The 20552-nt window shown below is 42.0% G+C and carries 18 protein-coding genes; 13 read left to right on the top strand and 5 right to left on the bottom strand.

The genetic code is table 11. The annotated features are described in order from the left end of the window. The first annotated feature begins 51 nt into the window (after window positions 1-51). A complete protein-coding gene (locus tag PV403_RS10565; protein ID WP_332084547.1) occupies window positions 52-4548 on the top strand; it encodes an NPCBM/NEW2 domain-containing protein in 4497 nt (1498 codons plus the stop codon). Between the two features lie 51 nt (window positions 4549-4599). Here PV403_RS10565 and PV403_RS10560 read toward each other — a convergent pair whose 3' ends face one another. Next, window positions 4600-5307, bottom strand: coding sequence for a diphthine--ammonia ligase (locus tag PV403_RS10560; protein ID WP_332084546.1), 708 nt, complete (start codon window positions 5305-5307; stop codon window positions 4600-4602). 201 nt (window positions 5308-5508) lie between these two features. Between PV403_RS10560 and PV403_RS10555 the strand changes: the two genes are divergently transcribed. Beyond that, entirely contained in the window at window positions 5509-6336 is an 828-nt protein-coding gene (locus PV403_RS10555; RefSeq protein ID WP_332084545.1) for a hypothetical protein, read from the top strand. Between the two features lie 46 nt (window positions 6337-6382). Here PV403_RS10555 and PV403_RS10550 read toward each other — a convergent pair whose 3' ends face one another. Beyond that, the gene (locus PV403_RS10550) at window positions 6383-7297 is read right to left on the bottom strand and encodes a phosphatidate cytidylyltransferase (RefSeq protein ID WP_213530837.1); all 915 of its coding nucleotides are present in this window, start codon (window positions 7295-7297) and stop codon (window positions 6383-6385) included. Between the two features lie 95 nt (window positions 7298-7392). On the opposite strand from PV403_RS10550, the gene PV403_RS10545 reads away from it, so the two are divergent. The 3 genes from PV403_RS10545 to dnaN all read left to right on the top strand — a co-directional run bounded on the left by PV403_RS10545 (window position 7393) and on the right by dnaN (window position 9523). Next, the gene (locus tag PV403_RS10545) at window positions 7393-7941 is read left to right on the top strand and encodes a hypothetical protein (RefSeq protein WP_213530835.1); all 549 of its coding nucleotides are present in this window, start codon (window positions 7393-7395) and stop codon (window positions 7939-7941) included. 170 nt (window positions 7942-8111) lie between these two features. Further along, complete coding sequence (locus tag PV403_RS10540) at window positions 8112-8351, top strand: ribbon-helix-helix domain-containing protein (RefSeq protein ID WP_213530833.1); 240 nt, start codon at window positions 8112-8114, stop codon at window positions 8349-8351. Window positions 8352-8374: 23 nt separating this feature from the next. Next, on the top strand, window positions 8375-9523 hold the full coding sequence (dnaN, locus tag PV403_RS10535) for a DNA polymerase III subunit beta (protein ID WP_332084544.1): 1149 nt from the start codon (window positions 8375-8377) through the stop codon (window positions 9521-9523). A 98-nt stretch (window positions 9524-9621) separates the two neighbouring features. Here the strand turns inward: dnaN and PV403_RS10530 are convergent, their stop codons facing one another. Then, window positions 9622-10539, bottom strand: a complete 918-nt coding sequence (locus PV403_RS10530; RefSeq protein WP_332084543.1) for an aldo/keto reductase — start codon at window positions 10537-10539, stop codon at window positions 9622-9624. A gap of 188 nt (window positions 10540-10727) precedes the next feature. On the opposite strand from PV403_RS10530, the gene PV403_RS10525 reads away from it, so the two are divergent. The 3 genes from PV403_RS10525 (at window position 10728) to PV403_RS10515 (ending at window position 14043) form a co-directional block, all read left to right on the top strand. Next, window positions 10728-11066: a zinc ribbon domain-containing protein YjdM gene (locus PV403_RS10525; protein ID WP_160032524.1), complete on the top strand. Its 339-nt coding sequence runs from the start codon at window positions 10728-10730 to the stop codon at window positions 11064-11066. 198 nt (window positions 11067-11264) lie between these two features. After that, window positions 11265-12320 (top strand): LLM class flavin-dependent oxidoreductase, encoded by a 1056-nt coding sequence (locus PV403_RS10520; RefSeq protein ID WP_332084542.1) that lies wholly within the window; start codon window positions 11265-11267, stop codon window positions 12318-12320. A 157-nt stretch (window positions 12321-12477) separates the two neighbouring features. Further along, on the top strand, window positions 12478-14043 hold the full coding sequence (locus tag PV403_RS10515; RefSeq protein WP_332084541.1) for a histidine kinase N-terminal 7TM domain-containing diguanylate cyclase: 1566 nt from the start codon (window positions 12478-12480) through the stop codon (window positions 14041-14043). 12 nt (window positions 14044-14055) lie between these two features. Here the strand turns inward: PV403_RS10515 and PV403_RS10510 are convergent, their stop codons facing one another. Continuing rightward, window positions 14056-14943: a diacylglycerol/lipid kinase family protein gene (locus PV403_RS10510; protein WP_332084540.1), complete on the bottom strand. Its 888-nt coding sequence runs from the start codon at window positions 14941-14943 to the stop codon at window positions 14056-14058. A 170-nt stretch (window positions 14944-15113) separates the two neighbouring features. On the opposite strand from PV403_RS10510, the gene PV403_RS10505 reads away from it, so the two are divergent. Continuing rightward, window positions 15114-15440, top strand: coding sequence for an ArsR/SmtB family transcription factor (locus PV403_RS10505; protein ID WP_213530821.1), 327 nt, complete (start codon window positions 15114-15116; stop codon window positions 15438-15440). 116 nt (window positions 15441-15556) lie between these two features. Then, window positions 15557-17353, top strand: coding sequence for a SulP family inorganic anion transporter (locus tag PV403_RS10500; protein ID WP_332084539.1), 1797 nt, complete (start codon window positions 15557-15559; stop codon window positions 17351-17353). Between the two features lie 74 nt (window positions 17354-17427). On the opposite strand, the gene PV403_RS10495 is transcribed toward PV403_RS10500, so the two are convergent. Next, the gene (locus tag PV403_RS10495) at window positions 17428-17979 is read right to left on the bottom strand and encodes a helix-turn-helix domain-containing protein (protein WP_332084538.1); all 552 of its coding nucleotides are present in this window, start codon (window positions 17977-17979) and stop codon (window positions 17428-17430) included. A 226-nt stretch (window positions 17980-18205) separates the two neighbouring features. On the opposite strand from PV403_RS10495, the gene PV403_RS10490 reads away from it, so the two are divergent. The 3 genes from PV403_RS10490 (at window position 18206) to PV403_RS10480 (ending at window position 20489) form a co-directional block, all read left to right on the top strand. Next, the gene (locus PV403_RS10490) at window positions 18206-18598 is read left to right on the top strand and encodes a DoxX family protein (RefSeq protein WP_213530815.1); all 393 of its coding nucleotides are present in this window, start codon (window positions 18206-18208) and stop codon (window positions 18596-18598) included. A 239-nt stretch (window positions 18599-18837) separates the two neighbouring features. Then, window positions 18838-19266 carry a MarR family winged helix-turn-helix transcriptional regulator gene (locus tag PV403_RS10485; RefSeq protein ID WP_332084537.1) on the top strand — a complete coding sequence of 143 codons (429 nt, stop codon included), beginning with the start codon at window positions 18838-18840 and terminating at the stop codon, window positions 19264-19266. Next, a complete protein-coding gene (locus PV403_RS10480; RefSeq protein WP_332084536.1) occupies window positions 19266-20489 on the top strand; it encodes an MFS transporter in 1224 nt (407 codons plus the stop codon). Before PV403_RS10485 ends, PV403_RS10480 begins: the two co-directional genes overlap by 1 nt. Window positions 20490-20552: the final 63 nt, after the last annotated feature.

Genomic DNA, 20552 nt, shown 5'->3' with positions numbered 1-20552 from the left:
TAAGTTTTAAGGGTTGGAGAAGTACGCACATCACATCAGGAGGTAGAGAGTATGAAGAAAATGATAGCAATCGCTGCATCAGCGGCAATGCTTCTCAGCGTGTTAAGTGAGACGAGTTATGTTATGGCAAGTGAAGTGCAAAATTCTAAACTAGCAAAAAGCGCAGCACAAAGTGAGGTTGGTTCAGTAAGCAAAGCAGCGGTAGTTCCTTTTGATTTATATGGGCAAGATTTACTACATACGTACAATCGTGTTTATAAAATGGACAACGCGAACATTGCCTCCATCACAAGTAATGGCGGAAACTACCCTAATTCTCAAATCAATAAAGCAATAGATGGAGATATGAGTACTCAATGGGAAACCGGAAAACCAAATAGTGCAACGTTTACGAATGAGGTTGTTTTTCGGCTGGGTGAAATAACTACGTTAGATCGGATCGTATATGCAGCTAGACAGGACGGCGCTAAAGGTAAAGGGTTTGCGCAAGAATTTGAGATTTATGGATCGACTACAGATGAAGGAAGCAATTTCACATTAGTAACTACAGGGGAATACATAGGTTCCACGGGGAACATCGTAGAAATTAAATTTGCCCCAACCGCGTTTAAGAGAATGAAATTTGTATACAAAAAAGCAAATCAAAACTGGGCAAGTGCAGCTGAATTTTCTTTTTATAAAGAAGATAAGGTTAGAGATGCCATGGGTAACCTTTTTACCGATGGTACGATGAGTAGGGTTGCACCCGAATATAATCAAATAGACAAATTGAATCAACTTGAGCAAGAAGCAAATGGGCACCCATTATACGCTGCTTTTAAAGATCAGCTCGGCTTAGCTAGAAAGCTAGTTAGTGGAGAAGTGGATTTGCAGAGTGCACTAATAAAGGCTGAACAGCGCGGCGATATGAGAAAGCATGCACAGCAAAACTTACGAATGAGCTTTGGTACTAACAACCAGCCAACCGGATTCACAGCTACACCTGGGGATACGATCCATGTCTATTTGGAGGTAGAGTCAGCTGCCAAAGTCCCTTCCTTAGTCTTCACACAGCAAGAAGGTTCCTGGTCGAGTTGGGCCAAAGGTGTACAGCTTAAGCCAGGGAAAAATACAATAACCGTACCCGAAATTGCGACAAGCTCCTATTCCCGCAGTGTTACGAAAGGCGGCACAATCTATATTGTTAATCCCTATACACCTGAAGAGCAGGGAGAAGCTCCAGTACTTCGTTTTGAAGGTGTAGAAAAGATTCCGATGATGACTTCGGATACAGATCCAGAACAGTTTAAAGGCGAGCTGATCGCTTATAAAGAAAGACTCGATGAGGATAAAGCAGCACATCCTAATGTGGCTGATCGCCAAGTAGTCGATGTTGTGGAGATGGTCAGCGACCATGTAATTTTTACAGGGACGGCTGCTGAGGCTTATAACCAGTTTATTACTAAAGGCAATAACCCAATGGATACAGTAACTGGTTATGACGTATGGATGAGTCAGATTTTTAATACTTATGGTCTCGATGGAAGCAGTGAGACGAACGATCCAAAATTGATGCGTGAAAATATCCGTCTGATGCAGCCTTATGGCGCGATGTATGCAGCCGGTGATCATACGGGAATTCAAAATGGAACTGTCGCATTAATGCTGTCTGATTTCAGTAAGGTGGCTCCAGGGTGGGGACTTAACCATGAAATCGGACACCGTCTTGCAATAGGAGAACGTGAGTATGGGGAAGTGACCAACAATATGGTATCCATGTTGATGTCAGTAGAAGCCCACAACATGAATCCTAGTTATGCAATTGATAATCGGATTCCTTTTGAAACGATCTATAGCTACGTAATTGAAGAAAATAAAGTGGTGATGAGTGAGCAAGGGCTTGCTGCACAGCTCGGTGCTTACTGGCAATTGGAGCTTGCTCATCCAGGATACTGGAGCGAACTGTCCAAGATGTACCGTGAACGGAAGGTTTCTCTTACAAACGGAGATATTTCTAAACAGCAGTATTATGTGGAATTTTCTTCTGAACTACTGGGCTATGACGTTAGCAGTCATTTTGCTAGACATGGTTTCACTGTTACAGATGAGACTAGAGTAAAGACAGCTAAGTATCCAGAACCTAAGAAACTTTGGTACTTAAACAATTCGGTCCTTCAATATGAAGGAACAGGAATTGAAAATAAAGATGCATCGGATTCAGTGCAGGTCAGTATTGCTGTAAATGCTTCAGCTAAGACGAACACCTTAAACATGGGTATAGATGAGAAATATCAGAATGATATCTTGGGTTATGAAATTTATAGAGATGATATCCTGGTTGGTTTCACAAGCACAAGTCAATTCATTGATTCAAATGTAGATACAAGCGTCAACCATACCTATCAGATTATTGTATATGATAAAAAGCTGAACTCATTAAACCCGATTGAATGTAATGCATTTCAGCCTAAACTATCAGTAGAAGAGCATGTAACCCTGAAATTAAACCAAACGTTTGATCCAATGGGTTATGTAAAAGCCGTAAATTATCAAGGAAAAGAGATTACAAGTGAAGTCGTTATTAAATCAAGCAATGTTGATGTTACGAAAAAAGGAAGCTATGAAGTTGTGTACGAAGTTCAGAGCGAAGGAACGACTTTGACGAAAGCAGCGAATGTTATCGTAACGAGTAACTTGGAGTATGTTTCTGATCTGACTGCCGAATCGACTAAAGTAGGTTATGGTCAGTTCAAAAAAGATACAGCGCCAGGCGGTAATGCAATTACTCTTCTCAGACAGGGGCTTGCAGCGACATACGCAAAAGGCATCGGAGTACATGCTAACTCTGAGGTAGTATACGATTTGGAAGGTAAAGGGTATGATTTCTTCGAAAGTTATATCGGCCTTGATTACGCAATGGATAGAACAAGGGCATCAGCAATATTTGAGGTTTACGTAGATGGTGAGAAGAAATTTTCCAGTGATGTAATGAAAGCAAGCACAGAGCATAAATTCATAAAAATACCGGTTACAGGAGCGAAAAAGGTGAAACTTGTAACATCGGATGCAGGTGATGGTAATGCACAAGACCATACCGTATGGGCTGATGCTAAATTTACAACGGATTCAAGTGCACCTGAGCTTTCCATACCTAAATCGGTATCTACTATAGTAGGTCAAGAAATTGCAATTCGTGCCGAGTATTCAGCTGTTGACGCAGAAGATGGTGATATAACTTCTGAGGTCATCGTTACAGGAGAAGATAAAGTTAACTTTCATAGAGCGGGAGAATATCCGATTACTTACACGGTAACCGATCGTGATGGCAATACGGCGATGAAGACAAGAACCATAGCTGTTGTGGACATGGAAGATTATACGTATCTAACCGATTACGACTGGAGTTCCACGCAGAATAGTTATACAGCACCGTTGAAAGATATCTCTATTAGTGCGAAGGCGTTACGATTGACGGATGAGAATAGCAGCGAAGTTTCCTACACAAGAGGCATTGGTGCACACTCTAATTCCACTATTGTGTATGATCTAACGGATAAGAATTTTGATTACTTCACCTCTTTTGTCGGGGTGGATCGTCAGATGTATGGCTCAGTAGGTTCCATCAGCTTCGAGGTGTTTGTAGATGGAGAGAAGAAATTTGACAGCGGGATCATGAATTCAAAAGCTCCACAGAAATTCGCTCAAGTTGATATTAATGGAGCAAAAGAACTTAGGTTAGTCGTTACTGACGGTGGAAATGGAAATGGGTCTGACCATGCAACTTGGGGAGATACGAAGCTGCATTTTGCTAATGCCAATCGCTTGTTTACGGATGAGCTTGAACAAGCAATCCAAGAAGCAAAAGCGGTTTCTTTAGAAGGGTATACTCCAGAGAGCACCCAGGTATTTGCATCCAGTTTGACTAGAGCAGAAGAGGTCCTCGCTAATCAGGGAGCTACTCAAAATGAAGTTGAAGCAGCGATAGCAGCTTTGAAGAGCGCAAAAGAAGGTTTAACACGAATAGACCTCACTCAAGTCATAACGGTAAAAGACAGCTATTTAAGTGACACGATTAAGAAAATGTTAGGCGTTACCGGGGAATTAACACTAGGTGATATGTATCATCTTACTTCATTAACCTGTGTGCCTGGGGGAAGAGATCGAGTTCGTTCTCTTGAAGGATTAGAGTATGCCATAAATCTGGAGACCCTTAATATCAGTGGAAATGAAGTCACAGATTACTCTCCGCTCGGCGGCTTGGTGAAACTCAATAACTTCACTCTGGATCCTCAATACGTGGAAGTAGCACAATTAAATGGACCTGTTGTTGAAGTGGATAATCTCGTTACAGGGATAGATGGTAATAAAGTAATCCCTGAAACAGCAGTAATTCGAAACAATAAAACATTCAAAGAGACAGCGCTTGATGTTAGTGAATGGTCGCAATCCCCTGAAAAATTCACCTTTGATTTAACGAATGAAGAGAAGGGATACTATACGTTTGTAGTGGCCTACAAAGTAGAAGGCAGCCTGGTACAATTATTGTATATCATCGATAATAGTAAGTAAGGTAATTCAAAAATAGGAGCACCCCGCAGGTGCTCTTATTTTTTGTAGTATTTATGAATTGAACTCTACAGCTTTATTGAGCTCTAATGGTAAAAAGGCATATACGCCTTCTTTACGAATCGCACATTTTCGCACAGGAATAGGATGCTTGAATATAGGGCCGTCAATTACCGTGGTGTGAAACTCTCCACCTTCCCCGCATGGGTCAATACCGCGGGCCTCCAGTTCTTTTATATAGTCATGAGTTAAGGTTCTTCCTAAATCCTCTTCTCGCATGCCTAAAGATAAATTGACCGTAACTACAATGGTAGTAAAGCCAAGGTCGATGAATTCTTTCACCGCCTCCTTGTGGTCCATCTCCCATAACGGCATCCCAAGCCCTAAACCCGCATTTTGCGTCACTTTCTCATGCCAACAACCATGAGCAGGCACATCTAAATCTCCTGTGACCAGCACTTCTGCTCCTTGATTCTTAGCTTGTGTAAGGAGTCCCATAAATGCAGATTCGTACCCTTCCCAGCTTGCAGCAGCCGTAAATACCGGTAGTCCAATCGATTCAGCTTGAGCTTGAATAAGCGTGGGAGGCATGCCGTGAGATCGGGATCGTTTTCCCTCCTCTTCTAACATGACAATGAGCCCAATAGCTCTGCCTGTTTTCATGCCTTTATACAGAGCTAGAACGCTGTCTTTGCCGCCGCTAAACGAGGCAATAAAGGGGCGACCGACTGCACCGTTTTTCCAATCTTTTATTTCCTCCACCGTGCTCGTCCTCTCTTGATTTCTATTCTATGTGTTTGATTCTATCACGTTATAGCAAGCGGGCTTGAGAATAAGCTTGTCTATGCTAGAATTTCCTTATAATACAATATAAGATATGAATTGTAACTTTGATGTCTCATATCATCTAATATGCTGTCATATACGAATTTATTATGATGAAGCAAAAGGGGGTGAAGAATCATGATTAGAAGGGCGGCTCCTTATATCTTGTTCATTGGACTCACCTGTATCGTTGTGGATGGTCTCTGGATTGTGGAGCATTACGATACGTATGTTACGTATCCGGCAGAAGCGTTCATCTACCTTATTCTCGGACTTAGCTTAACTTTGGCTGCTCATCTGATCATTCTGTTTGGACAGCGGCAGGTGACTCCGAATGGAATAAACAGCAAAGCAGAAGGAGGTAAGAATCACCGAGTTTTTCTCCAAAAAGTATGGGCAGATGGTGAGAAATTAGCAAATAGAGCATTTTTGATTTTGCTTGTCTTCTTTATCCTCCTTGCTATTTATGATTTTGGGTTGGCAATACGCCTGCTGAATCCTGTTATTTTCATAGGGATGACCGGTTATTGGTTTTTGGAGATTGTGCAAGAGGAAACGGAAGATCAAGTAACGGCAGATCTTGAACCGAAAAGTCGTAGAGTTCAAGATCTACTGAAACGAATTGATTACCGAACACATCCCTTTAGTATACCGCTGATTCTGTTCACTCTGATTGTGTTCACCTTTTTATTATCTAAGCAATTTGGATTTACCTTGGGCTTAGAGACAAGCGGGAATCCCTACTATGTGATGAGTTTACCTTCAGGGATATTTATAACGGGTGGTTTCGTTTTTGCTTGTGGTTTTATTTATATTTTTCAGCATGGTGACTTCTTAGGGATTCGCCAAGCCAAACAGAGTGATTATAAAGTAATGCGACTTCATTTTTTTGAAATCATCATATGTGGCTCGACCTTTTTTATCTGGTTACTCATTCTGGTTGTTGCTTTGTTCACTAGTTACTAAACCATAGATGGAGCCTACAATATCATTTCGGAAAGTGAAAATAGACTTACATAAAGTCAAAGAAATATCGAATGAAATGAAATAAGACCGGTGAGGTATAGGTTAAACTATCGACCCGGCTAAGGTAGCTCTTCTTGAGCGCTTGAAACTTGTTATCATCTCCGATGAGCAAATCTCTTTTGAGCACGGAAACGGTCAAACTGCCGAAGAACCCGCTGAGGCTGATTAGCATACCTGAAATCACACCAAACGTGACACCGAGCGGTGTGAGGTAAGGATGGATGAAGTATGATACCAGAGTAGTTACGACAAACGCGAAGGCAAACCCTTCCCAGGTTAAATAAGGGTTCGCGGTAGGAACCACTTTCCGTTTACCAAAATAAATCGATGCTAAATAGTGGACGACATCATTCAGCTGGGTGAGTACAACAAGAAATAACACCAGTCCTGCTCCATATTCGGGAGTAGCAAACTGGAAGTAAGCGAGGTGGCTCAGTCCGAACACCATTAACATGAGTCCCCACTGGGTCGAACTAACACTGCGTAAGAAACCAACGGTTCCTTTGTTAATGAGGCGTGGCAGCGGAATGAACAAGAACACATAGATCGGTATAAAGACAATGAACATGCCGTACCACCCGATATAGATCCAGTAGAACTGTACCGGGATGGACAAGTAAGCCCATAGAAACAGCCGGCGGTCTGCTTTTCTTGTGCGGATCATGGAAAAGTATTCTTTTAGTGTGAAGAAGCAGAGGGCCATCAGAGATAGGAGAGACACCACCGGGTTAAAAAGGGTAGCTAAACAGAAGATAAAAAACATACCCCACCACGTTTTAAGACGTGTGCCAATAGCGGTATAATCTTTGCTTTTCTCATATTTGTCGACCAAATAATAGACGAGTTGTATGGCCAGTAAGGCTGCAAAGATAAGGACAATGGTAAGAAACGAACGGTTCACGAACATCACCAACTTAACTTGAAGTAAAATTCCATTAAAAGAATCATATGTTATTATGAGGGAAACCTTCACATTTGATAAGGGGAAATTTCGTAATGGCATCGAATCCATCTATCTTTATCTTACTTACCAATACAGGAACATTGTTTACGCAGATCATTCAAACGTACACAAGAGCACCTTACAATCATGCCTCCATCTCTTTTAACCGAGAGCTTTCGGAGATGTATAGTTTTGGGAGGAAGAACCCGAATAATCCCTTGAATGGCGGCTTTGTAAAAGAGAATCTGAAGACAGGCACATTCAGTAAATATCCGAATACGACATGTGTTATCTATGAGCTAAAGGTGACGGAACGTGAAGTGGAGAAGATGAAGCGGGTCCTGCAAGTATTTATCCAGAAACGCGAGAAGTATTTATATAACATTCTTGGAGTGATCGGCATTGCGCTCAAAGAGCCCGTGGAATTCAGTAACTCTTACTTTTGTTCACAGTTTGTGGCAGAGATCCTGCAGCGATCCGGGATAAAAATATGGGATAAGCTGCCCGCACTCGTCACCCCCGATGATTTCCGGCAAAGTGATCGAATGAAACTGATCTACGAAGGAAAGCTCAGTGAGTATGAACCTGAGTATGAAGTGTGAGAGCGAAGAAATGATCTGAAAATACAGCAGCGAAAGGGATCTCTTAGAAGAGGTCTCTTTTATTTATGTCTTTATCATCTTGAAAATATTGTAAATAAATTAGAGTAGTGATATGATTAAATTATACATATGATTTAAGTTACTTAATTCAATTTTTAGGAGGAATAGATTTGACCGATGACAATATTAAAGTAGGCGTTTCAAATAAAGAAGGTCAGTTGGGATTTCTTTTTACCAAAGGCGGGCTTCGTGAAGGTGCAGGACGAAAAAGTATAGGTGTAACGAAAAAGGTATCGCTGACCTTAACGGAGGAAATGTGGGAACAGTTCGAAAAACATTGTGCAGAATTAGAATTATCTAAATCAGAAGCGATACGCACCATGATGGAGCAGTATTTTTTATCTAAATAACATAGTTTAGAGAGGCTGAGGTGATGAATGTGCTTCTGGTAGTAGAACGGGAGGAATTGTACCAAGCACTTCGGCTTGTCATGAGAGCGGTATCTCAAGATACGATGCTGGGAATCCCAGGTGTACATATTCAGGCTAATAAGGATCGACTTACATTTACAGCAAGCAACTCCACTTTCATCCTTGAACATACGGTTATTACTGGAGACCGTGAGGATCGCATCTGTTCCATAGAGCAGACAGGAAGCATAATGGTTCCAGCGATGTACTTATACGAAGTCATACGGAAGCTAGGCACAGGGCTCGTTACGTTAAAGGCGAGAGATAAATCGACTCTTATCATCTCTTCAAATAAAGCCCATTTTCGTATAAGGGGGACAGAATCGGCAGATTGTATTCCTTTACTACGGCGTAGTGCAGGTGACGATAAAACTAGGTTCTTTGTATCTAACAAAGCTCTTCTATTAGCGATAAAACAAACCTTGTCAGCAACAGTAGATACATTGTCACGGCCACTCTTAACAGGTGTGCTCTTTGAGTACAAGGACAAGAAGCTGACTTTGACGGCAACAGATAGTATAAAACTAGCAACAATGACTATAGAAGTACTAGAGGCCAAGCATGATATAGGCCAGCGAGTGGTTGTTCCTAGAAAAAGTATCAAAGAACTGCTTAAAGTAATGAAAACGATGGAAGGTACAACAGAAATTCAAATCAACACAAATAACATTAGATTCATATCTGGCCAGTTAAAGCTCCAATCCGCTCTTCTTCAAGGAGATTATCCTCACACCGAACATCTCATTCCCAAATCGACCGGGTCGGAGGTGACTCTCCATACCCAAAGCCTTCTGCAATCGATAGAACGTGCCTCTGTACTCGCAAGCGAAAATATCATTCATTTTTCCATAATCGGTAACAAAATAAAGCTTCATTCTAATCACTCCGAAGTAGGGGATATGAATGACGAACTCTCCACCTCGATGAAGATCGGCATGGATTTTCAAGTTTCATTAAACAGCAAATTCGTATATGATGCAGTGCGCCACTTTGACACGGAAAACACTACAATTCGGTACGCGGGACAGTTACAACCGGTTGTCTTTCAGCCCGCTGATGTAGATCGGACTTGCTGTTGTCTTATTCCCCCTGTTCGAACTTCTCAGAGGTAACGACTTTAAAAGAGCCGTAGGCTGGTTACTAAAAATATAGCCTCTGTTCCGAAAAACAGAGGCTGGCTGATTAATAATAGTTTATTAACTACAATGCTTTATGGAAGTACGTTCCCGGCTGCGCGGTAAATTTCATACCATTCCTCACGAGTCATACGAATATCAGCTGCTTTACAGCAGTCTTTTAGACGCTCCAGATTCATGGTTCCAATGACAGGCTGCATTTGTGCAGGATGGCGAAGTAACCAGGCGATTGCAATCGTCGTGTTGCTTACCGAATATCTCTCAGCCATCTGGTCAATGGCTTGATTTAGTTCAGGGAATTTATCGCTTCCGAGGAACACCCCTTCGAAGAATCCATATTGAAATGGAGACCATGGCTGAATGGTAATATCATGTAATCTGCAATAATCAAGGATACTTCCGTCTCGATTGACCGCAGCTTCATTTTCCATATTTACATTAATGCCGCTTGAAATCATGGTTGTGTTCGTGATACTAAGCTGCAGCTGATTTGCAATTAAAGGCTGTTTCACATATTTCTTCAGCAGTTCAATTTGCATCGGGTTCTGGTTGGACACCCCAAAGTGACGAACTTTACCTGAACTCTCTAGAAGATCAAACGCTTCAGCCACCTCTTCTGGTTCAACCAGAGCATCTGGGCGATGAAGCAGCAAGGTATCTAAATAATCGGTTTTGAGACGAGCCAAAATACGGTCAACTGAATCCAAAATATGCTCTTTGGAAAAATCAAACATGCCATTTCGAATGCCGCATTTGGATTGGAGGATGATCTTTTCTCGGATGTCATCGTTCATTTGAATGGCGTCTGCAAAAATTTCTTCACATTCTCCACCGCCGTAAATATCCGCGTGATCAAAGAAGTTTGCTCCCTCTTCAAGAGCCGTTTGAACAAAATGTTCAGCACCTGCTTTATCCAGAGAGTTTATACGCATACAGCCTACCGCTATAACGGGTACTTCAAGTGAACTGCTTCCAAGTTTCATCGTTCTCATTAGTGTTCCTCCTTTTTATGTAGACAATCTATGCTCTACACTGATTTTGACATACAATTGTTACCGTTTACAAGACCTAATCTATTTTCATATTTCTTAATATCTGAAAGTTATGATATTATATAACGGACCAAGGGCCGAAAGGTCTGGCTACGACAAACAAATATCTAATGAATTGAGGAATGAAGATGTCTGATTTGCCTAACTGTCCGAAATGTAATTCTGAATATACGTATGAAGATGGGACTTCGCTAGTATGTCCGGAGTGTTTTCATGAGTGGAACCCCGCTGATATGGAAAGCAATGAAGATACAAGAGTAATTAAAGATTCGAATGGTAACGTGCTAAACGATGGTGATACGGTAACTGTAATTAAGGATTTGAAAGTAAAAGGAAGCTCATCTGTTATCAAGATCGGTACGAAAGTGAAAAATATCCGCCTGATTGACGGAGATCACGATATCGATTGTAAGATTGATGGATTTGGAGCGATGAAATTAAAGTCGGAGTTTGTTAAAAAGGTATAGAAAAAAGCCAAAAGTAGATAAGAGCAATATGAGAAAAAAGTCATTCCCGTACAGGAATGGCTTTTTTATGATTCAGAGACAAGAGATGACCAAGGAAAAGAAACTTCTTGCCAAAACAAAGGTAAACCTTCAATATATAGTTATTATAATAAAGTTATTTACTTACGTTTTTAAATACATATATTTGGAGGGGTTAGGATGGAGATCGGCATTAGTACGTTTGCAGAAACTTCTCCGGATGTGCACACAGGTGAAGTCATGAGCCACGCACAGCGTTTGCGTGAAGTAGTCGAGGAGATCGTGCTTGCAGATCAGGTGGGCCTTGATGTATATGGAGTAGGGGAGCATCATCGGAAAGATTATGCGGCTTCGAGTCCCGCTATGGTACTGGCTGCAGCCGCAGCTCATACGAGTCGTATTCGCTTAACAAGTGCGGTAACGGTATTATCTTCGGCTGATCCGGTACGAGTATTTCAGGATTTTGCTACACTAGATGGTATTTCAAATGGCCGGGCTAAGATTATGGCAGGACGGGGTTCTTTTATTGAATCCTTTCCCTTGTTTGGATATGATCTGAATGATTATGATACGTTGTTTGATGAGAAACTGGATCTGTTACTAAAGTTACGTGAATCCGAAAAAGTAACCTGGAGCGGTACGCATCGTCCGGCGATTCACAATCTAGGCGTATATCCTCATCCGGTCCAAGATCTGCTGCCGGTATGGATTGGGAGCGGCGGGAATCAGGAGTCCGTCATTCGTGCGGGACTACTTGGTTTACCGCTTGTACTAGCGATCATCGGGGGCAGACCGACTCAGTTTGCGCCGTTGGTTCAGTTATATAAAAAGGCTGCTGCCCATGCCGGTCATGATGCTTCCAAGCTTCCGGTTGCCTCTCATTCTCATGGTTTTGTAGGCGATGATTTAGAGTCCGCAGTAGATACCTTCTTCCTGCCGACACAGCAGAGCATGAACGTCATTGGCAAGGAACGTGGATGGCCTTCTTATACTCGTTCAAGTTATGATGCGGCTCGTAGTCTCGAAGGTGCACTATATGTAGGGGACCCGCAGACGGTGGCGGAGAAGATCATTCATTTGCGCAAAAATGTGGGCATCACCCGGTTTATGCTGCATGTTCCTCTGGGTACGATGCCGCACGCGGACGTAATGCGGGCGATTGAACTGCTTGGTACCAAAGTTGCCCCTATTGTCCGAGAAGAAATTGCAAAATGGGAAGCCGCTGGCGGCATCTAAGGCTTATATAGTATGGATAAACCTCGATTTCTCTGTAAGGGAGAACTTCGAGGTTTTTTGAATTTGTCGATTTTTGTAATTTACTGCTGTTTTTATGGAAGTTTCTGCTATATAATAAGACATTAGATTTAAAATCGGGGCTGGTGAAGATGAGAATATGAGTATGACAGAAGAGTTGCTGGCTCCTATTATTATCATTCTATTTGGAGGGACACTCAGTGTCTTTTTATGCATTTACGGTACGCTAACATTTAAGAATTCTCCGGGAGGCCGTTATTACATTGTTTTATCTCTATTAGCCTCCCTTTATTCTTTTGCTTATATTTTTGAACTGGTGAGCACATCCATAGAGAGGATTATGTTCTGGATTAAAATCGAGTATATCCCACTGGCGCTGATCCCAGTATTTACGTTACTCATGTGCATAGAATACGTAGGACTTCAACTAAAACGGTCTATTTTCTATAGTCTATTTCTCATTCCTGCCATGACCCTGTTACTGCAAGCGACAAACGACTTTCATCATCTGTATTACACATCAATGAAACTGCGTAGCGATAGTCCTTTTCCTATGGCGGATTTAGAATACGGGTTATGGTTTGGCGTGCATACGGCTTTCTTATACGGCTGTATGATTGCGGGAATTACTGTTTTATTTCGAGGACTTCGCAGCGCGCACAGGCCCAAGTTTCGGTTTCAAATTCTCGTGATGGTCACGGGGCTGATCGTTCCATTAATTGGCGGATTTCTTTATTTGATGGAGCTGAGTCCGTATGGGATTGACCTAGGGCCGGTTTTTACAAGTATTTCTTATATATTTCATGGTGTTGCACTGCTGAGATTTAAAATGTTTGATGTCATTCCCATTGCGAGGGATACCGTGTTTACGAATATGGAAGATGGCATTGTAGTGCTTAACGAGAAAGAAATGGTCGTTGATTATAACCAGGCTATGCTAGATATCGTACCTACACTTCATAAAAAAGCGATCGGAATGCAGATTAGTAAAGTGTTTAGCGGCTATCCTGAACTGATTCCGATTATTGAGGCTGGAAGAGAGCAGGATCAGCAGTTTTTACATAGTGGAGTAACTCGTTATTATCATATTCATTTTGCACCTATTCGAAATAAACATAAGGAGAGAATCGGAACGATCATTTCCTTTGCGAATATTACAGAGCGAGTTGTCATGGAGGAAAAGTTAAAAGAACTTGCCGATACCGACAGTTTGACAGGAATGCTCAATAAAAGGGCTCTGATGCGTGAATCTGAGAACTATTTGAACAAGCTCAGTCAATCAGGAGGATCTTTCTCCATGATTATGTTTGACGTCGATTATTTTAAACAAGTGAATGATAAGATCGGACACGAAGCAGGTGATATTGTTCTCACCCATGTGGCAGAAGCAGTCAAAACAAATATACAGCCGGTACATATTGCAGGCAGGTATGGAGGCGATGAATTCATATTATGTCTGCCGGAGACTTCGCTGACCGAAGCTTTTAAAGTGGCTGATTCCATAAGAGCTCATGTTGCTGACAAGTGTATGCTTGTGAATGGCAAGGAGGTCCGGGTTACATCGAGTTTTGGAGTAACGCATGTCCATATGCAGCAGGGTGAATCCCTTCCTTTAATTACACTGATGAGACAAGCCGATGAGGCTCTCTATATGGCTAAGGAAAAAGGGCGGAACTGTGTCCACCCTTACAGCAAGGCTTCATAATAGAATAATTAATTACTCTTCCGGCACAATGACCTCAATATGAGAAGGCAGGATGCGGAGTTCGAGCGGAAGAGGAGGTCCATCCTCGCCATCGACGTTGGTGTGGATCTGCTCTGATGAAGTTACTTGAACCTGTTTGGCGGTAAAATAGACGACATCCTTATGTTCTTTCAGGCTTCCAAATAACAAAGAGGTACCTACTGTAATCGTATTAAATACGTTAATATCTTTTATAATAAAACAGTGGAGCAGACCGTCATCAACGGATGCCTCTGGGACCATTTTTTCAAAGCCGCCTACGGAGTTTGTAAGCGCCACTACAAATAAAAGCGACTCACCGATCCAGGACTCTCCATCATGCATAATGGTAAGAGGGTGTGATGAAGTTTTTATTAATTCTTTGAATCCTTCTTTTAAGTAGGCAAAAGCACCAAGCTTCGTCTTTTCTTCAGAAGATACGGAAGATAATGATTCCGCTAAAGAACCTACCGCAACGACATTGGCGAACAAGCGGTCATTCATTTTGCCAATATCGACGGTTTTGACGATGGATGAAGTCAGGGTATGGATGGCCTTTTCCGGATCAAGGGGAATGTTCAGCGCACGGGCAAAATCATTTATTGTACCAAGAGGCACAACACCCAGTGTAGGTCGGTGTTCTTGATCTATGAGTCCGTTAATCGTTTCATGAAGGGTACCATCACCACCGATAGAGACTACAAGATCATAATATTCCTCGCAGGCTTGTAGACAGAATTTTGTTGCATCGAGCGGCTTGGCAGTCTCACTTACACTGACTTCATATCCCTTGTTGCGCAAGATATCTTCCACTTGGCGGACATACACGAGCGCCTTTTCTTTCCCCGAGGAAGGATTGATAATAATCATGGCTTGCTTCATAATCCATGGTCTCCTCTATTTTAAGTTTATTTGAAATTCAGCAGCTTCTATCCATTACCCAGCAGATAAGCCTATTGAATAGTCAACTTTTGACTAGAGGTTTCAGCACAGCAGGTCCTGTGCTATGATAACAATATATTTTCAGGAACAATCCAAGGAGTTTACTACCTATGAATAATGAAGTCCAACAATTTAAAGCTGAATTTTTCAAGGCGCTGGCTCACCCTATGCGTATCCGAATACTTGAGGTACTCAGCGAAGGAGAAAAGACAGTCAACGAAATCCAAACCATTCTTGGATCTGAGGGCTCTGCAGTTTCTCAGCAGCTTGCCGTACTCCGTTCCAAAAATGTGGTATCTAGTGTGAAAGAAGGAACTTCCGTTATTTACTCCCTTCGGGATCCTCTTATTAAGGAACTACTGTCTATTGCTAAACAAATCTTTGATAAACAACTAGTCAGTGCGATTTCCATGCTCGAAGATATGCGTAAAAATTAACAAGACGTGTAAGTGAACGTGTTGTGATTTTTGACGTTGATTTTTTCAGCAGGGCGTCGTATTATACTTCATATATTCAAATAATCAAATATTTAAAGAAAAGAAGGTTATCGTATATGACAGGATGGGGCCGATTCAAAGGCTATAATATGGCTTCTTTGCGTAAGGATATCGTGTCAGGTACAATCGTTGGAATTATTGCCATTCCTCTAGGGATGGCTTTTGCTATTGCATCCGGTGTGAAACCGGAATATGGAATTTATACGACGATTATTGCCGGGATTCTGATCTCCTTGTTTGGAGGGTCGAAATTTCAAATTGGCGGTCCTACGGGCGCCTTTATCCCGATTCTTTTTGCGATTGGGATGCAGTATGGGTATGAAAACCTGCTCATTGCAGGGATGATGGCGGGTGTCTTGCTGGTACTGATGGGGGTTTTTAAGCTTGGAGTACTCATTAAGTTTATTCCAAGACCGGTTACCATCGGGTTCACAGCAGGGATCGCTGTTATTATTTTTACAGGTCAGATTGGAAATTTCCTAGGTCTTACCGGGATGGAACGTCATGAAGCTTTTATCGATAATATGAAAGAGATCGGCGCTCACATCTCTACAATAAATATATATAGTATCATCACAGCTGTCGTTTCTTTGGTGGCTATTTTAGTGCTGAAAAAATATGCTCCCAAAGTGCCTGGTTCCCTAGTGGGTCTGGTGCTCGCAACCGTGGTATCCACCCTGTTCTTTAAGGGAGAAGTAGCTACAATTGGTTCTGCGTATGGGGCTATTCCGAGTGAACTTCCTAAGTTTCAGTTCCCTCATATTACTTGGGAACGAATAACACAGCTCATACAGCCTGCTTTTGTGATTGCGATGCTCGGAGCAATTGAGTCCTTGCTCTCTGCGGTCGTCGCAGATGGAATGACGGGAGATAAGCATGACAGTAATAGGGAGCTCATTGGCCAAGGGATTGCGAATATTGCTGCCCCGATGTTTGGCGGAATTGCCGCGACAGGAGCGATAGCAAGAACAGCTACCAATATTAAAAGCGGTGCGGTATCCCCGATGTCAGGGATCATTCACGGTATTGTTGTATTCTTAATCCTTTTACTGTTTGCACCCTACGCTTCGAATATACCTCTAGCAGCGATGGCACCTGTTTTGATGGTGGTTGCGTGGAATATGAGTGAACGAAAAGAGTTTGCTCGTTTGTTCAAGACAAAAACGGGAGATTCGCTCGTGCTCGTTATTACCTTTTTACTTACCGTGTTTACTGATTTGACGCTTGCGGTTGAGGTAGGTCTTGTGCTCGCCGCCATTTTGTTTGTGAAGCAAATGGGCGACACGCATAACGTATCTAAAGTGCTGCCTGATCCAGAGACAGTCAAAGTGAAACCTCATATGGTGAGCGAACATCATGATTGCCCGCAAATTGGGATTTACACGATAGAAGGACCATTATTTTTTGGTGCAGCTTATCGGTTTGATGACACGATTCCTTTATCCGCTGCAGAAGAGAATAAAGTGATCTTGCTTCGGATGGGGAAAGTTCCTTTTATGGATACAACAGCCGAACTCATGTTAGAAACACTTGTCGAAAAAGTGCATTCTGCGGGAGGCAAGCTGCTCATTTCGGGTATTCAGTCACAGCCGTTATCTTTATTACAGCGGACAGGTTTATACGAGAAGATCGGGGAATCTCATTTCTATGATCATACGGGAGAAGCGATTAATGAAGCTTTGACCAGCATTCAGCATGGTACATGCTATGGCTGTCAGCATGCCGCTTTCCGTGAGTGCAGTGTGCTTTGCAGCAAGGAAATGAAAGAAGGACAAGAGATGAAAGACTCCTTTCTCCAGTTAGGAAAAATAAAGCATAGCCCAGCTGCTCATCTGAGCACACGGGCTGAATAGATAATAGCAAAGCCTGCTCTGACTCATGTCAGAGCAGGCTTTTTTTGTGTAGTCGCTTCACTCTTGTATGGCTGCTATAGCACAGTCCAATCTTTGGGCTCGTCTGTATATACGGAGATCATGATGAGTGCTGTTTCCTCACCGATATTCTTTACTTTGTGCGGGGTGCAGGCGTTCCAGCTAAAAGAATCACCTTCGGTTAGTACTACGCCTTCTTCCCCTTGTTCAGCTAAGACTTTCCCCTTCATGACAAGATGAACTTCTTCCCCTTCATGAGCGTGCGGCTTCTCTCCGGTAGAAGAGCCAGGCGGCATTTCAACAATCATCATTCGGACATGCTTGGTGGTGGCAAGATGAGATACTTTCAGCTCATCAGGGCCACTTGAGGTCTGCTTCCGATCTTCCTTGCGAATGATCTGCATCCGTTCTTCTTTCTTGAGCAGTAAATAAGCTAAAGGAACTCCCAGTGCGCCAGCAATATGTTCAAGTGTAGCGATAGAGGGAGAGGTCTTGTTCGTCTCCACCTGACTCATGAAACCTTGAGATAAACCTGTCATTTCACATATTTGAGCAATGGTAATGTTTTTGCGTTTACGTATAGAACGAATGGTAGAGCCAATATCCAAGGGTTATTCATCCTTTCATCCCAACCTTATCATTCTTTATAGTTTATCATTTTGTGGGGACGATCGCACAGTTTTGGGATCATTAAGCAGACTAAAATATTAGAAATATGAATATAAAATATATATTAACCATATTTTTGTTGACATTAACACAAGTGCCCTGTAATTTTATATATAAATAAAAGTTCTGTATTACTAATAATTTGGGACGTATTTAGGGGGAAGCATGATGAAAATGAATATAGTGACAACTATTATGAGGGTAGTGTTCGGTATTTTGTTCCTTGCACATGGGATGGACAAGTTTAACACTGGGCTTGGTAATGTGGCTGGATGGTTTGAGAGTATTAATATTCCTGGATTTTTGGCTTATATCGTAGGGCCTGTCGAACTTATTGGAGGAATTCTGCTGATCCTCGGTTTGTTTACACGTTATGTGTCTGCTATATTGTTCATTATTCTGCTGGGCGCAGTACTTACTACTAAGCTTTCTATGGGGCTGCTTAATGGATACGAGCTTGATCTCTCGTTCATGCTTATTGCTCTGTATCTGGTATTTGCAGAAACGACACGCTGGTCACTTGATCATTTGATTTTCAAAAAAGCGAAAACGAACTAGTCCGTCATTGGCGGGACAAAAAGCAATCACCACTGGTAATGAAGCCAGAGGGAGGTTGCTTTTTTTGGTTTTAACTCAAGAGCACGGCAGCATCTTTACCAACTTGAAACCTTAATGAAACACCCTGAAAACTGATCAAGTTATTGCGAATATTTTCAGAAATAACTTTACATATGTAAAAAGTTTCATTATACTTATAAAAGTAGTTACCTAGAGTAACTAAATTCCGGAGGTTGAAAATGGAGGACCATAGAACTTTTTTTCATAAATACTTTTTGCTGTATCGTCCCTTTGTCAGTGAGCTGAATCGTATTCTTGCGGACTACCAGCTTCACAATGCCCAGTGGTCTATTATGTATTATCTTGATATGTATCAGTGCAGTTTTTCGCTCGTGGAGCTTTCCAAACGTTTATATGTAGAGAAACCTACGATTACAAGAACGGTAATGACGCTTCTTCGCCTTGGATATGTGGAGCAAATTCCGGTCAGTGACAAGCGGGAGAAAAGGATCCAGTTATCGGAGAAGGGCAAGGAAGTTGCGTCGCAAATCCGTCTTCTGCTGGATGAGTATGAGAAGAGCATTATGGAGGGTGTTTCGCCTGAGGAACAGAATCTGGTCATTCAGGTGATGGATCAAGTCCGAAACAAAATTATTGAAAAAAGGTGATGGAGTTGGAAACTGCAGATACAAAAGAACGATTATGGACGAAAGACTTCCTAATCGTTTTTGGTGTGAACTTCTTATTGTTTTTATGTTTTTATTTGCTTGTCGTTATTATTCCTTCCTATGCTATAGATGAGTTTCATGTTAGTGATGGCATCGCAGCGTTAGGATCCAGTATTTTTGTTATCGGCGCTCTACTGGGACGTATTGCAGCTGGAAGATTGATGGAGAATGTGGGCCGTAGACGTATGTTATTTACAGGACTTATTTTCTTCACCATCCTGAGCTTGTGTTACTTCTTTATCAGCAGCATAACTACCTTGCTCGTTATTCGTTTCTTTCATGGATTAGCGTTTGCTTTGGCTTCGACAGCCACAGGTACCATCTCTGCTAGTCTTATACCACACAGCAGAAGAGGAGAAGGGACAGGCTATTACGGGGTAAGTATTATCGTTGCTTCTGCAATCGGACCCTTCCTCGGTGTAATGATCAGTAACAACAGCTCAGTCACTGGAAACTTTGTATTATGTGCTGTACTTGCTGTATTCTCACTGCTGGCCGGCTTATTCTTGAATGTGCCTAAACTTACGCTGACAGCGGAACAAAAGAGTGAAATGAAAGGCTTTAAAATCTCTAACTTTTTCGAGCCAAAAGCAATACCCATTGCAATCACAATCCTATTTATGGGGCTTGCCTATTCTAGCATTCTTTCTTACCTAAAGCTGTACGCTGGACAGATCAATCTAACAGAAGTCGTCAGTTTCTTCTTCATCGTGTACGCCGTTGTCGTTATCCTGACAAGACCGTTCACAGGCAAATGGTTTGATAAACATGGCGTTAACTTTGTAATGTATCCAGCGATTATCTGTTTTATTATTGCAATGATCCTGTTAAGTCAGGTTCATTCAGGACTGATCCTCTTACTGTCTGCGGTATTTGTAGGCCTTGGATACGGTACAACACAGGCCAGCGCACAGGCATATGCAGTGAAAAAATCTCCAGTACACCGTATGGGGCTTGCTACCTCTACATTTTATATCTTCTTAGACCTCGGAATCGGCGTAGGTCCGTTCTTACTCGGGTTCCTGACTCCACTCATTGGATATAGAGGAATGTACATGGCGATGGCGATTCTCCTAGTTGTTTCTTTTTTCGTGTACTACATGATGGTAGGCAGAAAAGAGAAGGCCGAAGCTCAGGATCACACATTAAAAGTATTAAATTAAGTTTTAAAATATAGAAAGCCGCAAGCCCTGTCTTTATGGGCTTGCGGCTTTTTTATGAAGTGT

Source organism: Paenibacillus sp. GYB006, from assembly GCF_036577645.1.
In the GTDB taxonomy this organism is placed as follows: domain Bacteria; phylum Bacillota; class Bacilli; order Paenibacillales; family Paenibacillaceae; genus Paenibacillus.
Note: the sequence above shows the minus strand (reverse complement) of the source record. Positions and strands in the feature narration are given on the sequence as shown.

Coding starts and splice junctions, on each gene's coding strand:
- PV403_RS10565 (WP_332084547.1), top strand. CDS start 52: ATGAAGAAAATGATAGCAATCGCTGCATCAGCGGCAATGCTTCTCAGC.
- PV403_RS10555 (WP_332084545.1), top strand. CDS start 5,509: ATGATTAGAAGGGCGGCTCCTTATATCTTGTTCATTGGACTCACCTGT.
- PV403_RS10545 (WP_213530835.1), top strand. CDS start 7,393: ATGGCATCGAATCCATCTATCTTTATCTTACTTACCAATACAGGAACA.
- dnaN (WP_332084544.1), top strand. CDS start 8,375: ATGAATGTGCTTCTGGTAGTAGAACGGGAGGAATTGTACCAAGCACTT.
- PV403_RS10530 (WP_332084543.1), bottom strand. CDS start 10,539: ATGAGAACGATGAAACTTGGAAGCAGTTCACTTGAAGTACCCGTTATA.
- PV403_RS10525 (WP_160032524.1), top strand. CDS start 10,728: ATGTCTGATTTGCCTAACTGTCCGAAATGTAATTCTGAATATACGTAT.
- PV403_RS10520 (WP_332084542.1), top strand. CDS start 11,265: ATGGAGATCGGCATTAGTACGTTTGCAGAAACTTCTCCGGATGTGCAC.
- PV403_RS10515 (WP_332084541.1), top strand. CDS start 12,478: ATGAGTATGACAGAAGAGTTGCTGGCTCCTATTATTATCATTCTATTT.
- PV403_RS10510 (WP_332084540.1), bottom strand. CDS start 14,943: ATGAAGCAAGCCATGATTATTATCAATCCTTCCTCGGGGAAAGAAAAG.
- PV403_RS10505 (WP_213530821.1), top strand. CDS start 15,114: ATGAATAATGAAGTCCAACAATTTAAAGCTGAATTTTTCAAGGCGCTG.
- PV403_RS10500 (WP_332084539.1), top strand. CDS start 15,557: ATGACAGGATGGGGCCGATTCAAAGGCTATAATATGGCTTCTTTGCGT.
- PV403_RS10490 (WP_213530815.1), top strand. CDS start 18,206: ATGATGAAAATGAATATAGTGACAACTATTATGAGGGTAGTGTTCGGT.
- PV403_RS10485 (WP_332084537.1), top strand. CDS start 18,838: ATGGAGGACCATAGAACTTTTTTTCATAAATACTTTTTGCTGTATCGT.
- PV403_RS10480 (WP_332084536.1), top strand. CDS start 19,266: ATGGAGTTGGAAACTGCAGATACAAAAGAACGATTATGGACGAAAGAC.